Origin of the sequence: Kocuria sp. PD6, assembly GCF_031844145.1 — a bacterium.
Taxonomy (GTDB): Bacteria; Actinomycetota; Actinomycetes; order Actinomycetales; family Micrococcaceae; genus Kocuria; species Kocuria marina.
Map to the genome: position 1 here is coordinate 100393 of NZ_JAUZUS010000008.1, position 14551 is coordinate 114943.

Consider the following 14551-nt stretch of genomic DNA (forward strand, 5'->3'; position numbering starts at 1 on the left):
TCCTTGGGTCGAGGGGCGGGAATCGATGGGGATGCGTTCAGAGGATCAGAAAGCCGCACCCGGGAACAACTGGAAGACACCGCCGGCGAGCAACGCGCCGAGGATGGGACCCACGATCGGGACCCACGCGTAGCCCCAGTCGCTACCACCCTTACCTCGGATCGGGAGGATCGCGTGGGCGACGCGAGGGCCCAGGTCACGCGCGGGGTTGATCGCGTAGCCGGTGGGGCCGCCGAGGCTCGCACCGATCCCGACCACGAGCAGCGCCACGGCCAGGGGGCCCAGGCCGGAGGGGGTCCCGCCGAACATGAGGATGACGAAGACCAGGACGAACGTGGCGATCACCTCGGTCAGCACGTTCCACCCAGCGGAGCGGATCTCCGGTCCGGTGGAAAACGTGCCCAGCTTGGCGGCCGGGTCCAGCGGCTCGTCGTAGTGCTGCTTGTACGCGATCCAGCAAACCACGGCACCCAGGAAGGCACCCAGGAACTCGGCGGCCAGGTAGACCGCGGTCGACGCGGCGGTGATGGCCACCCCCGGCGCGTAGACATCGGCTCCGGAGGCCCAGATGCCGACCGTCACGGCGGGGTTCAGGTGGGCGCCCGATTGCCAGGCGACGTACACGCCGGCGAACACGGCGAGACCCCACCCGAAGCTGATGAGCAACCAGCCGCCGGCATTGCCCTTGGTCTTGCCCAGGAGGTGGTTGGCCACGACACCGACACCCAGAAGGGTCAGCAGTGCGGTGCCCAGGACTTCGGACCAGAACACCGTACCCAGGGGCACCACTTCCGCCGCCTCCATGGGCAGCATCGCGTTCAAAGTGGTCATGGATTGACTCCTTGCAGTTCGTGTCGTTGGTGGGTGATTTGGACACACCGCCTCCCCATGGCGTGAGCCACAGGGAAGCGGTGTCGGCGGGAATGGGACGCCCGCCTACGTCACAGGGTGTTGAGCGAGGGGGCTGCGCTGCGCGCGGCCGCCGCGGAGGCGTCGTCCGTGGTCTGCGCGGCGGCGTCCTCGGCGGCGCACACGGCGCGGTAGGCCTGGATCTCCTGCTCCTTACGGGCGTCGTCCCAGCCCAGTTCGGCGGCGAGCAGATCGGCGACCTCCTCGACCGCGGCCAGACCGTGATCGGGCTGGTCGTAGGACATCCGGGTCCGGGTCTCGAAGACGTCCGAGACGTGCAGGACACCCTCGTGCCGCGCCGCCTGGACCACCTCGGCCCGCAGGTAGGCGGGCGCCGCCGCGAGCGGCCGGGCCAGATCCTCCTGCTCCGCCACGAGGTCCTCGATCTCCGTGATGGCCGATCCGTAGCGGTTCAACAGGTGGTCGACCATGTCGTCGCTCCAGCCGTGGCGTGCGCCGATCCGGTCCGCCTGCCGAGTCATGGGAACGTACCCGTTGGCACCGTGGAGCAGCGTCCGGTCGGTGACCGAGGGCAGGCTCTTGGCGCGCTCCTTGCCGAGCGCGAAGTCCACGGCGTCCTGGGCCATGACGCGGTAGGTGGTCAACTTGCCGCCGGCGATCGAGATCAGCCCCGGCGTCGCCTCCGCGACCGTGTGCTCGCGGGAGATCTTGGTGGACGCGGTTTCCGTGCCCTCCTTGACGCCCGGCTGCAGCAACGGCCGCAGACCCGCGTAGGTGCCCATGACGTCGTCCCGGGTCAGGGGCTCGTCCAGGACCACGTTCGCGTGTTCGAGTACGTAGTCGATGTCCGCGGCCGTGGCCACGGGGGCCGAGATGTCCTGCTCGTAGGGGGTGTCTGTGGTGCCGATGATCCAGTAGTGCTCCCACGGGATCACGAACAGCACCGATTTCTCGGTCTGCAGGATCAGGCCCACCTCACCGCGGATCCTGTCCCGGGGCACCACGATGTGGATGCCCTTGGATGCGAGCACCTTGAGGCCCCCGTCCGTGTGGGCCATGTCCTGGGTCTCCTCGGTCCACACGCCGGTGGCCGCGATGACCTTGCGGGCGCGGATCTCGTGCTGCGTGCCGGCCTCCAGGTCCGTGACGCGCGCGCCCACGACGGCGCCGTCGTCGTTCTTGAGGAGTTCCGTGACTCGCGTGCGGGTCGCGGCCAGGGCGCCGTAGCCCACGGCCGTGCGGATGAGCGTCAGCACCAGACGGGCATCGTCCACGCGACCGTCCCAGTACTTGACGGCGCCCACCATGACGCCCGGCTTGATGCTGGGGAATGCCTCCTTCACGCCGCGCTGCGAGAGCTGACGGTGGAAGGGCATGGACGCGACCTTGGAGCCCACGTGGGCCAGGGTGTCGTAGAGACCGACGCCCGCCGTCACGTACGGGCGCTCCCAGAACCGGTGCAGGATCGGGTAGAGGAAGGGGACGGGCTTCACCAGGTGGGGAGCCAGCGTGTACAGCAGGCGCTCCCGTTCGTGCAGCGCCTCCGTGACGAGCTTGAAGTCGAACTGTTGCAGGTAGCGCAGGCCACCGTGGACCAGCTTGGACGACCAGCGGGACGTCCCTCCCGCCCAGTCCTGGGCCTCCACGATGCCGGTGCGCAGCCCTCGCGTGGCCGCGTCCAGCGCGATGCCGGCACCCGTGATGCCACCGCCGATCACCAGGACGTCCAACTCGGCCCCTTCGCTCATTTCACGGAGCGCGGCCTGACGGGTCTCGGAATTCAATTGGGTGGCAGTCACAGTATCTTCCTCACTCAATGTCGGTGTGGATGCGGTGTGGCCCGCAGTTCTTGCGGACCACGCTACGCACTGGGATGTGACGTACATCCCATTTCGTAGCCGTGCGCACTACCATGTCGCGCCGATGCACGTATGCTCAACCTATTTGCACATGTGTGCACGGGAGGTGAGGGGCGATGCACGACGATTCACTGCTCTACCAAGCCGCGGAACTGTACTTCGTGCAGGACATGACCATGGGTGCCGTGGCCGAGCGGCTGGGGGTCTCACGGTCCACGGTCTCGCGCATGCTGGCGGATGCGAAAGCCAGGGGCATCGTGACGATCACCCTGCGCCCACCCGACACACCCACGGACCGGCTGTCCCGTCGCATCCACGACACGTTCCGGGTCACGGCGCACATCGCGGGGACCCAGCGGGCGTCGCATAGCGGCCAACGACTCGACGCGGTCTCGCGCTACACCGCACAACTACTCGCGTCGTGGGTCCAGGATGGGACGTCCCTGGGGGTCGCGTGGGGCACCACGACCTCCGCGATCGCCTCTCACGTGCGCCACACCAACACCCAGGACGTCTCGGTGGTGCAGCTCAACGGGGCCGCCGGGCCGCGGACGGCCGGCACGGATACGTCCGCCCCACTGCTCTCGACGTTGGCGCAGGCCTTCAACGCCGAGCTGTACCCGTTCCCGACCCCCGCTTTCTTCGACTGGGAACAGACTCGGACGCTGCTCTGGCAGGAATCCTCGGTCCGCCGCATCCTCGCGGCCCGGGCGAGTGTTGACCTGGCGGTGTTCAGCGTGGGGGCCTTCCACGGCCCGGTGCTGTCCCAGGTCTACACGGAGGGCCACCTCAGCTCGTCCGAGCTGCGCAGTCTGAGCGCGCACCGCGTCGTCGGGGACATCTGCACCGTCTTCATCCGCGAGGACGGCAGTTACTCGGACATCGAGCTGAACCGGCGGGCCTCCGGACCCACCCCCGCGGATCTCGCCAGGATCCCCCGCCGTGTGTGCGTGGTGTCCGGGCGGCACAAGGTGCGCGGCATCGTGGGTGCGCTGCGGTCGGGCGCGGTGACGGACCTGGTGATCGACGACCTGACCGCCAAGGATGTGCTGGACCACGTGGACGGCGCGGGAGCACGGCCCTGACCACCCACCGTCGTAGCCGCGCCCTACGGCCGGGTGTCGCCGCGCACGATGTCGCGCAACCGGATCACGCGCTGCGCCAGGTCTCGTTCGTGGCCGTACCCCGTGGGCCGGTAGTAGTCCTTCCCCACGAGCTCGTCCGGCGGGTACTGCTGGGTGGCCACCGCGTTGGGCGTGTCGTGGGCGTAGACATAGCCCGCGCCGTGGCCGAGCTCGTTCGCGCCCGGGTAGTGCGAGTCCCGCAGGTGCGGGGGCACGGGCCCCGCACGTCCGGCGCGGACGTCCGCGATGGCCTCGTCGATGGCCAGGTACGCGGCGTTCGACTTGGGCGCGGTGGCCAGATGTGCGACGGCCTCGGCGAGCGGGATCCGCCCCTCGGGCATCCCGATCAACTGCACGGCCTGGGCGGCCGCGACCGCGGTCTGCAGCGCCGCGGGGTCAGCGAGACCGATGTCTTCCGACGCGCTGATGATCAACCGGCGCGCGATGAACCGGGGGTCCTCCCCGGCCTCGATCATCCGGGCCAGGTAATGCATCGCGGCGTCCACGTCCGAGCCGCGGATCGATTTGATAAACGCGCTCACGACGTCGTAGTGCTGATCGCCCTGCTTGTCGTAGCGCACCGCCGCGCGGTTGACGGCCTCCTGCGCGTGCTCCAGCGTCACGGTCACGACCGATGCATCGGGGGTTTCACCCGCTGCCCCGGGCTCGGCCGCGCCGTCGTCCGATACCTCGGCTCCCGAACCCTCCGTGCCCGGGCCCTCGGCCCCGGAACGCGCGGCGCCATCGGCGTCGTCGTCCAACGCCGCCGCGTGGGAGAGCGCGACCGCCGCAGCCGCCTCGAGAGACGTGAGCGCCTTGCGCGCGTCTCCCCCGGAGACGTCCAGCAGGTGCTCGCGCGCCTCCGGACTCAGGACGACGGCACCGTCCAGCCCGCGCGGGTCGGTCACCGCGCGGTCGAGCAACTCCCCGATGTCCGGGCGCTCGAGCGGTTGCAGGGTCAGCAGCAGGGAGCGCGAGAGCAGCGGTGCGATCACGGAGAACGAGGGGTTCTCGGTCGTGGCGGCCACGAGGACCACCCACCCGTTCTCGACCCCGGGCAACAGCGCGTCCTGCTGCGCCTTGGTGAACCGGTGGATCTCGTCGAGGAACAGCACCGTGGTCCGCCCGTGCAGGTCGCGCGCGGTCAGCGCCTCGTCCATGACGCGCCGCACGTCCTTGACCCCGGCCGTGACGGCGGACAGCTCCACGAAGGTGGTGTCGTGGCCGCGCGCGATCACGTGCGCGATCGTCGTCTTGCCCGTGCCCGGCGGGCCCCACAGGATGACCGACGACGCCGCGGTCGGTCCCGAGCGCCCAGCGGTCAGTCCGCGCAGGGGCGAGCCTGTGCGCAACAGGTGCTTCTGGCCCACGACCTCGTCCAGGGTGCGGGGGCGCATGCGCACGGCGAGCGGTGCGCGGGAGCGCGCGCGGGACGGGGTCCGATCCCTCGCGTGGGCGGATGGGCCGGACCCGTCCTCGCTCAGGGGATCCGGGACGTCGAACAATGCATCGCTCACGCCCCGACCCTACTGCCCGCCTCGGACACGCACGGGCCGCCGCGGGTTCAGCCGCGACGCGGGCGCTGCAGCTCGTCGCTGTCCACCACGAGGGTCACGGGCCCGTCGTTGACGAGCGAGACCTCCATGTGCGCACCGAACTCCCCGGTTTCCACCGGCAGACCGCGCTCACGTAACGCCGCCACGAAGGCGTCGAAGAGGGGTTCGCTCACGTCCCCGGGGGCGGCGCGGGACCACGACGGTCGGCGCCCCCTCCGCACGTCCCCGTACAGCGTGAACTGGCTGACCACGAGCACCGGGGCCGAGCGGTCCTCGCACGAGGTCTCTCCCGGCAGGATGCGCAGCCCGGCGATCTTGGCCGCGAGCTGCGCGGCGATCTCCGGGGTGTCCGAGTGGGTGACCCCCACGAGTGCGACGAGTCCGGGGCCGGTGATCTCGCCCGTGCCCCGTTCCCCCACGGCGACACTGGCACGCGACGCCACCTGTAGCACGATTCTCATGACCCCAGTCCATCACACTCGCACCCCGGCACCGTCCCACTGCTGACACGGCCCGTCCCATGGGGAAACGGGTTGCCCCGGGAGTGGAACCGGCCGTCCCGCGAGCGCGGCGGGTCACGCAACCGGACCGCGCACGAAGGCTGCGGGGCCACCGACCTCGGGGTGACATCCCGGATCGGCGGCCCCGCAGCGAGTAGCGACGGTGTCACGTGTCGATGGCGTTACTTCGCGTCGCCGCCCTTGTCGGCGGAGGCTGCCTCGCGCGGCGCTTCGGCCTTCTTGGGCTCGGGCTTGGCGTCCACGCCGGCTTCCTTCCGCTGCTGCGCCGTGATGGGCGCAGGCGCGGCGGTCAGGGGGTCGTAGCCGTTGCCGGTCTTGGGGAACGCGATGACGTCCCGGATGGACTCGGTGCCCGCGAGCAGCGCGACCACGCGGTCCCAGCCGAAGGCGATGCCGCCGTGCGGGGGCGCGCCGAACTGGAAGGCGTCCAGCAGGAAGCCGAACTTCTCCCGGGCGTCCTCCTCACTGAGCCCCATCACGCGGAACACGCGGTCCTGCACGTCCCGGCGGTGGATGCGGATGGAACCGCCGCCGATCTCGTTGCCGTTGCACACGATGTCGTACGCGTAGGCCAGCGCGGAGCCGGGGTCCGTGTCGAAGGTGTCCATGAACTCGGGCTTGGGGGACGTGAACGCGTGGTGCACGGCCGTCCACGCACCGGAGCCCACGGCAACGTCGCCGGACTCGACCGCCTCGGACGCGGGCTCGAACAGCGGCGCGTCCACGATCCACACGAAGGCCCAGTCATTCTCGTCGATCAGGCCCACGCGGTGGCCGATCTCCACGCGCGCGGCACCGAGCAGCGCGCGGGAGGTCTTGGCCCCGCCCGCGGCGAAGAACACGCAGTCGCCGGGCTTCGCGCCCACGGCCTCCGCGAGTCCGGCCTTCTCCTCCTCCGAGATGTTCTTGGCCACCGGCCCGGCGATCTCGCCGTCCTCCTTGAACAGCACGTAGGCGAGGCCCTTGGCGCCGCGCTGCTTGGCCCACTCCTGCCACGCGTCGAGCTGGCGGCGGGGCTGGGATGCACCGCCTGGCATGACCACGGCACCCACGTACGGGGCCTGGAACACGCGGAACGGGGTGTCCTTGAAGTACTCGGTGAGCTCCGTGAGCTTCAGGTCGAAGCGCAGGTCCGGCTTGTCGGAGCCGTAGTCGGCCATGGCCTGGGCGTAGGTCATGCGCGGGATGGGGGCCGAGACGTCCACGCCGATCAGAGCCCACAGGGACTTCACGATCTGCTCGCCCAGGGCGATGACATCGTCCTCCTCCACGAAGGAGGCCTCAACGTCCAGCTGGGTGAACTCGGGTTGGCGGTCCGCGCGGAAGTCCTCGTCCCGGTAGCAGCGGGCGATCTGGAAGTACTTCTCGATCCCGCCCACCTGCAGCAGCTGTTTGAACAGCTGCGGGGACTGCGGCAGCGCATACCAGGAGCCCGGGGACAGCCGTGCCGGCACCACGAAGTCACGGGCACCCTCGGGAGTGGAACGGGTGAGGGTGGGGGTCTCCACCTCGGTGAAGCCCTGCTCGTGCAGCAGGGTGCGGGCCACCCGGTTGACCTCGGAACGCAGCCGCATGATGCGGGCGGGCTCCGGGCGGCGCAGGTCCAGGTAGCGGTACTTCAGGCGGGCTTCCTCGCCCACCTCCACGTGCTCGTCGATCTGGAACGGCAGGGGGGCCGCGGTGTTGAGCACGGTGAGCTCATCCACCATGACCTCGACCTCACCGGAGGGCAGGTTGGGGTTCTCGTTGCCCTCGGGGCGGCGCTCCACGGTGCCCGTGACCTGCAGGACGTACTCATTGCGCAGCTGGTGGAACTGCTCCTCGTCACGCACCACGACCTGCGCCACGCCGGAGGCGTCACGCAGGTCCACGAACGCCACGCCGCCGTGGTCGCGGCGCCGGCCGACCCAGCCCGCCAGCGTGACGGTCTGTCCAATGTTCTCGACGGTCAACGTGCCGAGTTCATGCGTTCGCAACAAGTGCATTCACCTTTTCAATCAATGGGATGGTCGGGATCGCGGGCCGGCGGAGCGCGTCGCACCGAGTGCCCGCGGAGCCGCACCGGATCGGGCGCCCCGGAGCAGGGCGTGCTCCCGTCCCCGCGAGTCTACAAGCCGACGCCGCGAGCGCACGGCCGTCGCGCGCGGGCACGCCTCTCGGAGGACAGAGCCGGCGTCAGTCGTCCGTCGTGGCCGCGCGCAGCACCGTGGCGTGCAGGTCCTCGGCGGGCGGCTGCCACGATGCGGGGTCCGCGGCCACCTGCTCGCCCGAGCGGATGTCCTTGACCTCGTGGGTCGGGCTCCCGTCCTCGGCCACCGAGGAGAACCACACGAACGGGATGCCGCGGCGCTCGGCGTAGCGGATCTGCTTGCCGAACTTCTGGGCCGTGGCGGCCACCTCGGTCGCGATCCCGCGAGCGCGCAACTGCCCGGCGACGTCCTGCGCGGCGGACCACGATGCGTCGTCGTTCAGGGCCACGAGCACCGCGGAGGGCACCGAACGGGAGGCCTGGGCCATGGAGCGGGACAGGATCCGGGTGACCAACCGGGTCACACCGATCGACAGGCCCACACCGGGGTAAGTCTTCTTCCCGGAGGACGCGAGGGACTCGTAGCGACCACCCGAGCACACGGAACCGAGCTGTTCGTGACCCACGAGGACCGTCTCGTACACGGTGCCTGTGTAGTAGTCCAGACCGCGGGCGATGGACAGGTCCGCCACGACTTTGCCGGGGGCGCGGCGGGAGGCCTCCCCCACGACCTCGGCGAGTTCGTTCAGGCCTTCGTCCAGCAGGTTGTTGCTCACACCGAGTTCCCGCACGCGCTCCACGAAGGACGTGTCCTCGGTGCGGATCGCCGCGAGGGACAGCGCGGCCTCCGCCTGCTCGGGCGTGGCACCCACCGTGTCCTGGAGATTCCGGGAGACCTGCTCGGCACCGATCTTTTCGAGTTTGTCGATCTCACGCAGCACCGCGGGGGCGTCCGTGAGACCCACACCGCGGTAGAAACCCTCGGCGAGCTTGCGGTTGTTGACCCGCAGCACGAACGGCGGGATGGGCAGCTCGGACAGCGCCTCGATCATCACGAGCGCGAGCTCCACGTCGTAACGGAACGCGAGCGTGCCGTCCCCCACCACATCGATGTCCGCCTGGGTGAACTCGCGCGCCCGGCCCTCCTGGGGGCGCTCGCCGCGCCACACCTTCTGGATCTGGTAGCGGCGGAACGGGAACGTGAGGTAGCCACTGTTCTCCACGACGTAGCGGGCGAACGGCACGGTCAGGTCGAAGTGCAGCGCCAGCGCGTCCTCGCGCGAGGAGTCCTCGTCCTGTTGCAGCCGGGAGACCCCGTAGACCTCCTTGTCGATCTCACCCTTGCGCAGCAACTGCTCCACGGTCTCCACCGCGCGCGTCTCGATCGAGGAGAAGCCGTGGAGTTCGAAGGTCCTGCGCAGGGAGTCCAGCACGTCTTGCTCCACGATCCGTTCCTCCGGGAGCCATTCGGGGAAACCGGACAGAGACGTGGTGCGGGCCATGGGTGGGAACTCCTCGGTAGTGGGTCTCGGGCGGTCCGGGGCTCGGCCTGTGCGCCGTGGAAGCCCCGGGCGGCGCGGCGTCGTCGTACGAGCAACCCCCGGAACCGGGGCATGCGCGAGCGCGGACGGTGTCAGCTGCCAGTCTAAGCCGCGCGGCTCGATAGGATGGCCGGTGTCCACCATGGGAAACCCCACCGCGACGCCCGCAGCTGCGGGCAGCGCCGGCGGGGTCGTGCAGAAAGAGTTGTAGCGGTGACAGAACGTCCTGAATCCGACGACCGCCGTCCCGTCCCGGGACCGGCCACCCCCGCGGCGCCGTCGACCCCCAAACCCACCCCGAGCGCGGCACCCGCGCCCGCACCGGCGGCGGCTCAGCCACGTCCCGCGGAGGGCACCCACGCCGCGCTCGCCCCGGCCGATTCCGTGGAACGCGCTCGGGCCTTCGGCCGCGCGGACGAGAACGGCACCGTGTACGTGAGCGTGCAGGGCACCGAGTACGCGTGCGGGCAGTTCCCGGACGCCACGCCGGACGAGGCGCTCGCGTACTTCGCGCGCAAGTTCGACGACGCCGAGGCGCAGGTCGCACTGCTTGAACAGCGCATCGCCGCCAAGGCACCCGCTGGTGACATGCGCAAGACCGTGGACCATGTGCGCGAGCAGGTGGACGCGCACACCATGGTGGGCGATCTCACGGATCTCTCCACGCGCCTGGATACCCTCGAGGACGCGATCAAGGTGGCCCTGAACCGCGAACGCGAGGAGACCAAGGCCGCCAAGGCGCAGCAGCTCGCGCACCGCACCGCGATCGTGGAGGCCGCCGAGGAGGTCGCCGCGCAGGATCCCGCCAAGACGCAGTGGAAGCACTCGTCCGCGCGCATGGCGGAGCTGTTCTCGCAGTGGCAGGACCACCAGCGCTCGGGCGGACGCCTGTCCAAATCGGACGAGGACGCCCTGTGGAAGCGCTTCCGCAAGGCCCGCACCACGTTCGACCGGCACCGCAAGGCCTTCTTCTCGTCTCTGGACGAGACCAACGCCAAGGCCAAGCGCGTCAAGGAGGGCCTGATCAAGGAGGCCGAGGCGCTGTCCTCGTCCACCGAGTGGGGTGAGACCGCCGGGAAGTACCGAGAGCTCATGGACCGGTGGAAGGAGGCCCCGCGCGCGTCCCGCAAGGAGGACGACGCCTTGTGGGCCCGGTTCCGCGCCGCCCAGGACGCGTTCTTCTCCGCGCGCACCGCCGCGAACGAGCGGATCGATCAGGAGTACGCGGGCAACCTCACGGTCAAGGAGCAGCTGCTCGCCGAGGCCAAGCAGATCCTGCCCGTCAAGGACCTCGACGCCGCCAAGAAACAGCTCGCGTCCGTCCAGCAGCGCTGGGAGGAGGCCGGTAAGGTCCCGCGCGCCCACATGCGCCGCGTGGAGAACGAACTGCGCGCCGTGGAGGACGCCGTGAAGAAGGCCGAGGACGACCGCTGGCGGCGCACCGACCCCGAGACCAAGGCGCGCTCCAACTCCATGCTGTCCCAGCTGGAGAACAAGATCGCCGATCAGCGCGCTGCCCTCGAGGCCGCCCGTGCGGGTGGCAACACCAAGAGGGCCGCGTCCCTCGAGAAGGACCTGGCCACGAGCGAGCAGTGGCTCGCCACGCTGCAGGCCTCGGCGTCCGAACTGCGCTGATTTTCTGCCGCTGACTGCAGGAACGCCCCCGTCCCCGGTGTGCCGGGACGGGGGCGTTCCACTGGTTCCTAAGGGTGGGGGCGTTCCTCGCCTCGGCGCGCGATGCGTACGGCACCGGCCCGCGCACCGTGGCGTGGGGGCGCGCCGCAGGTCTCGGCCCACGGGCGTTCTCCACAATCGGTGCGCTGCCCTGCCCTTCCGGTTCGCCGTGGGGTGGGATGGGTCCATGACCTCCGTGCTCACCGCTCGCGGCACCACCGCGCCCCTCGTCCTGCTCCCGGGCCACCCGTTCAGCCGCGCCGAACTGAGCGCGATGACCGAGGACGGTTTGTTGCGCCGCGAACTGCTCGACGCCTACGTACCCGCGACCACCGCCCCCACGCTCCAGTTGCGAGCCACGGTGGTGAACAGGGTCGTGCCCGGGCACCTGCAACGGCGGGGTGTGCTGGGGCGGCTCGGAGCCGCGTGGTTCTACCGTTGCGCACCCGAGCCCTCGCCCGTGACGATCCTCGTGGACAAGTCCGCGCGCACGACCACCACGGTGCCGCCGGGCCTCGTGATCCACCAGACGGGGTTCGCGCCGCGGGACCTCGTGGTCCACCACGGCATCACACTGACCACTCCCCTGCGCACCGCCGTGGACCTCGCGATACACGTCACCGGCCCGGCCGGCGACGCCGCTCTGCTCGCCCTACTGAGCGCACCGCGCCTGCACTGCTCACCGCAGCACCTGCTCGCCGAACTCGAGGCCCTGGCAAAGCTGCCGGGGCGCCGGGTCGCGATCGCTCGCGTCCGCAAGCTCGCACGGGCGCTCGAGGCCGGACGCGCGGGCGGACCCGTCAGGAGTTGACCGGGCGGTGTCCCGAGGTGCGGTAGACGTCGTAGACGCCGTCGATCCGGCGCACCTGGTTGAGCACGTGGTCCAGGTAGCGGGTGTCCCCCATCTCGAACGAGAACCGGGAGATCGCCAACCGGGATCGCGAGGTGTGCACCTGGGCCGAGAGGATGTTCACGTGGTTCTCCGACAGCGCCTTGGTCACGTCGTAGAGCAGGGACTTGCGGTCGAGGGCCTCCACCTGGATCTCCACGAGGAACAGGGAGGACTGGGTGGGCGCCCACGAGACGTCCTTGATCCGGTCGTCGTCCTCCGGGATGACCCGCATGTTGGCGCAGTCCTTGCGGTGCACTGAGATCCCGGACCCGCGCGTGACGAAACCCACGATCTCGTCCGGGGGCACCGGGGTGCAGCACCGGGCGATCTTGACGTAGACGTCCGAGGCCCCCTGCACGAGCACACCCGCGTCCAAGACGCCGGGGCGCACGGGGTGGGTCACCTGCGTGGTCTCGGCGAGGTCCTCCTCCGTGCCCTCGGCCCCGCCCAGGTGTTGCAACAACTTGTCGACGACCTGGTGGGCGCCCACGGCGTCCGAACCGATGGCTTCGTAGAGCGCCGCCACGTCGCCGCGGTTGAAGTCCTGGGCCACCGCGAGCAGCGCTTCGCTCGTGACCGTGCGCTGCAGCGGGAGGTGGTGTTTGCGCAGCGCCCGCGTGAGCTGGTCCTTGCCCCGCTCGATCGCTTCCTCGCGGCGTTCCTTGGAGAACCACTGCCGGATCTTGGTGCGCGCCCGCGGGGAGCCCACGAACTTGAGCCAGTCCTGGGACGGAGCGGCCTGTTCCGACTTGGACGTGAGGATCTCCACGCGGTCCCCGTGCTGCAGCCGGGAAGACAGCGGGGCGAGCTTGCCGTTGACGCGCGCGCCGATCGTGCGGTTGCCCACCTCGGTGTGCACCGCGTACGCGAAGTCCACGGGCGTGGACCCCGTGGGCAGGGCCATGACCTCGCCCCTGGGCGTGAACACGTACACCTCGGCGGTGTTGATCTGATAGCGCAGCGAGTCCAGGAAGTCCGAGGAGTCCTTGGCCTCCTCCTGCCACGACACCAGGGAGCTGAGCCAGTTCAGCTCACCCTCCTTGGCCTTGGGGGTCGCGGAGTTCGCCTGGTTGACCTTGTCCTTGTACTTCCAGTGCGCGGCCACGCCGTACTCGGCGCGGCGGTGCATCTCGTGGGTGCGGATCTGGATCTCCACGGGACGCCCCGCGGGCCCGATCACCGTGGTGTGCAAGGACTGGTACATATTGAACTTGGGCATGGCGATGTAGTCCTTGAACCGCCCGGGCAGCGGCCGCCACTTGGCATGCAGCACGCCCAACGCCGCGTAGCATTCGCGCACGGAGTTCACGAGCACGCGCGCGGCCTGCAGGTCGTGGATCTCGTCGAAGTCCTTACCCCGCACGATCATCTTCTGGTAGATCGAGTAGTAGTGCTTCGGCCGGCCCGTGATGGTGGCCTCGATGCCGGAGGCGTCCAGCGCCTCGGCGATCTGACCGCGGATCTCCGCGAGGTGACGCTCGCGCTCGGGGGTGCGTTCCCCCACCATGCGCACGATCTCCTCGTAGACCTTGGGGTGCAGGGCCGCGAAGGACAGGTCCTCGAGCTCCCACTTGATCGTGTTCATGCCCAGTCGGTGGGCCAGCGGCGCGAAGATCTCGAGGGTCTCGCGCGCTTTGCGCCCGGAGGACTCGGAGGACACGAAGCGCCACGTCCGGGCGTTGTGCAAACGGTCCGCGAGTTTGATGACCAACACGCGGATGTCCTTGGCCATGGCCACGATCATCTTGCGCACGGTCTCCGCCTGCGCGTTCTCCCCGTATTGGATCTTGTCCAGCTTGGTCACGCCGTCCACGAGCGCGGCGACCTCCTCGCCGAACTCCTCGCGCACCTGCTGGAGAGTGTAGGACGTGTCCTCCACGGTGTCGTGCAGTAGACCGGCCACGAGCGTGGCACCGGTCATCCCGAGTTCCGCGAGGATCGTGGTCACGGCCACCGGGTGGGTGATGTACGGGTCCCCGGACTTGCGCTTTTGTCCCTCGTGGTGGGTGTCCGCGACCGTGAAGGCCCGCTCCAGGACCGAGAGGTCCTCCCCGGGATGCGTGTTCTGCACCGTGCGCAGCAGGGGCACCAGGATGGGCGAGCTCGGGACCGATTCACCGCTGAGCACCGAGAGGGTCGAGCGGGTGCGTTCGCTGCGCCCTGGGAAGACCGCCCGCCCGAACACGGGCCGAGAGGCGGGTAGGACGAAATGGGTGCCCCCGAAGTCACCGCGCGCGACACTCGGGCGAGCAGGCGGGGCGGCATTGGGACGGGACGCCTCTTGAGCGGAGGGCGCGCCGGAGGACGTGACCGCGGAGCCCACGGGTACCTGGGCACCACCGTTCTCGGACTGGCTGGACATGATCCGTGGCCTCCTCATCGTCGCCGCGACCGCGGGAAGCCGGACATGAGCCCCCGGGCTGATGTCCCAGTCTAAGCCCGCGCCGACACGCCGCGGACAACGGTGCGGATGTGCCACGGACAC

The 14551-nt window shown here is 69.9% G+C and carries 10 protein-coding genes; 3 read left to right on the top strand and 7 right to left on the bottom strand.

Annotation, left to right across the window (positions count from 1 at the left end; all coding sequences use genetic code 11):
- Positions 1–45: 45 nt before the first annotated feature.
- Positions 46–831 carry an MIP/aquaporin family protein gene (locus Q9R22_RS09210; protein WP_207387826.1) on the bottom strand — a complete coding sequence of 262 codons (786 nt, stop codon included), beginning with the start codon at positions 829–831 and terminating at the stop codon, positions 46–48.
- 110 nt (positions 832–941) lie between these two features.
- Positions 942–2669 (bottom strand): glycerol-3-phosphate dehydrogenase/oxidase, encoded by a 1728-nt coding sequence (locus tag Q9R22_RS09215; protein ID WP_370520510.1) that lies wholly within the window; start codon positions 2667–2669, stop codon positions 942–944.
- A gap of 176 nt (positions 2670–2845) precedes the next feature.
- On the opposite strand from Q9R22_RS09215, the gene Q9R22_RS09220 reads away from it, so the two are divergent.
- Positions 2846–3814 (top strand): sugar-binding transcriptional regulator, encoded by a 969-nt coding sequence (locus Q9R22_RS09220; protein ID WP_035961666.1) that lies wholly within the window; start codon positions 2846–2848, stop codon positions 3812–3814.
- Between the two features lie 23 nt (positions 3815–3837).
- On the opposite strand, the gene Q9R22_RS09225 is transcribed toward Q9R22_RS09220, so the two are convergent.
- The 4 genes from Q9R22_RS09225 to hisS all read right to left on the bottom strand — a co-directional run bounded on the left by Q9R22_RS09225 (position 3838) and on the right by hisS (position 9461).
- A complete protein-coding gene (locus Q9R22_RS09225; protein WP_207387827.1) occupies positions 3838–5370 on the bottom strand; it encodes a replication-associated recombination protein A in 1533 nt (510 codons plus the stop codon).
- Positions 5371–5417: 47 nt separating this feature from the next.
- Positions 5418–5870 carry a D-aminoacyl-tRNA deacylase gene (gene dtd / locus Q9R22_RS09230; RefSeq protein WP_064845897.1) on the bottom strand — a complete coding sequence of 151 codons (453 nt, stop codon included), beginning with the start codon at positions 5868–5870 and terminating at the stop codon, positions 5418–5420.
- 221 nt (positions 5871–6091) lie between these two features.
- Positions 6092–7909, bottom strand: a complete 1818-nt coding sequence (gene aspS / locus Q9R22_RS09235) for an aspartate--tRNA ligase (RefSeq protein ID WP_131333932.1) — start codon at positions 7907–7909, stop codon at positions 6092–6094.
- Positions 7910–8105: 196 nt separating this feature from the next.
- Positions 8106–9461, bottom strand: a complete 1356-nt coding sequence (gene hisS / locus Q9R22_RS09240) for a histidine--tRNA ligase (RefSeq protein ID WP_131332987.1) — start codon at positions 9459–9461, stop codon at positions 8106–8108.
- Between the two features lie 252 nt (positions 9462–9713).
- Between hisS and Q9R22_RS09245 the strand changes: the two genes are divergently transcribed.
- Both Q9R22_RS09245 and Q9R22_RS09250 read left to right on the top strand, forming a co-directional pair.
- Entirely contained in the window at positions 9714–11135 is a 1422-nt protein-coding gene (locus Q9R22_RS09245; RefSeq protein WP_242670421.1) for a DUF349 domain-containing protein, read from the top strand.
- Positions 11136–11361: 226 nt separating this feature from the next.
- Positions 11362–11985 (top strand): type IV toxin-antitoxin system AbiEi family antitoxin, encoded by a 624-nt coding sequence (locus tag Q9R22_RS09250; protein ID WP_131332988.1) that lies wholly within the window; start codon positions 11362–11364, stop codon positions 11983–11985.
- On the opposite strand, the gene Q9R22_RS09255 is transcribed toward Q9R22_RS09250, so the two are convergent.
- The gene (locus Q9R22_RS09255; RefSeq protein ID WP_242670422.1) at positions 11975–14428 is read right to left on the bottom strand and encodes a bifunctional (p)ppGpp synthetase/guanosine-3',5'-bis(diphosphate) 3'-pyrophosphohydrolase; all 2454 of its coding nucleotides are present in this window, start codon (positions 14426–14428) and stop codon (positions 11975–11977) included. The genes Q9R22_RS09250 and Q9R22_RS09255 overlap by 11 nt on opposite strands.
- Between the last annotated feature and the right edge of the window lie 123 nt (positions 14429–14551).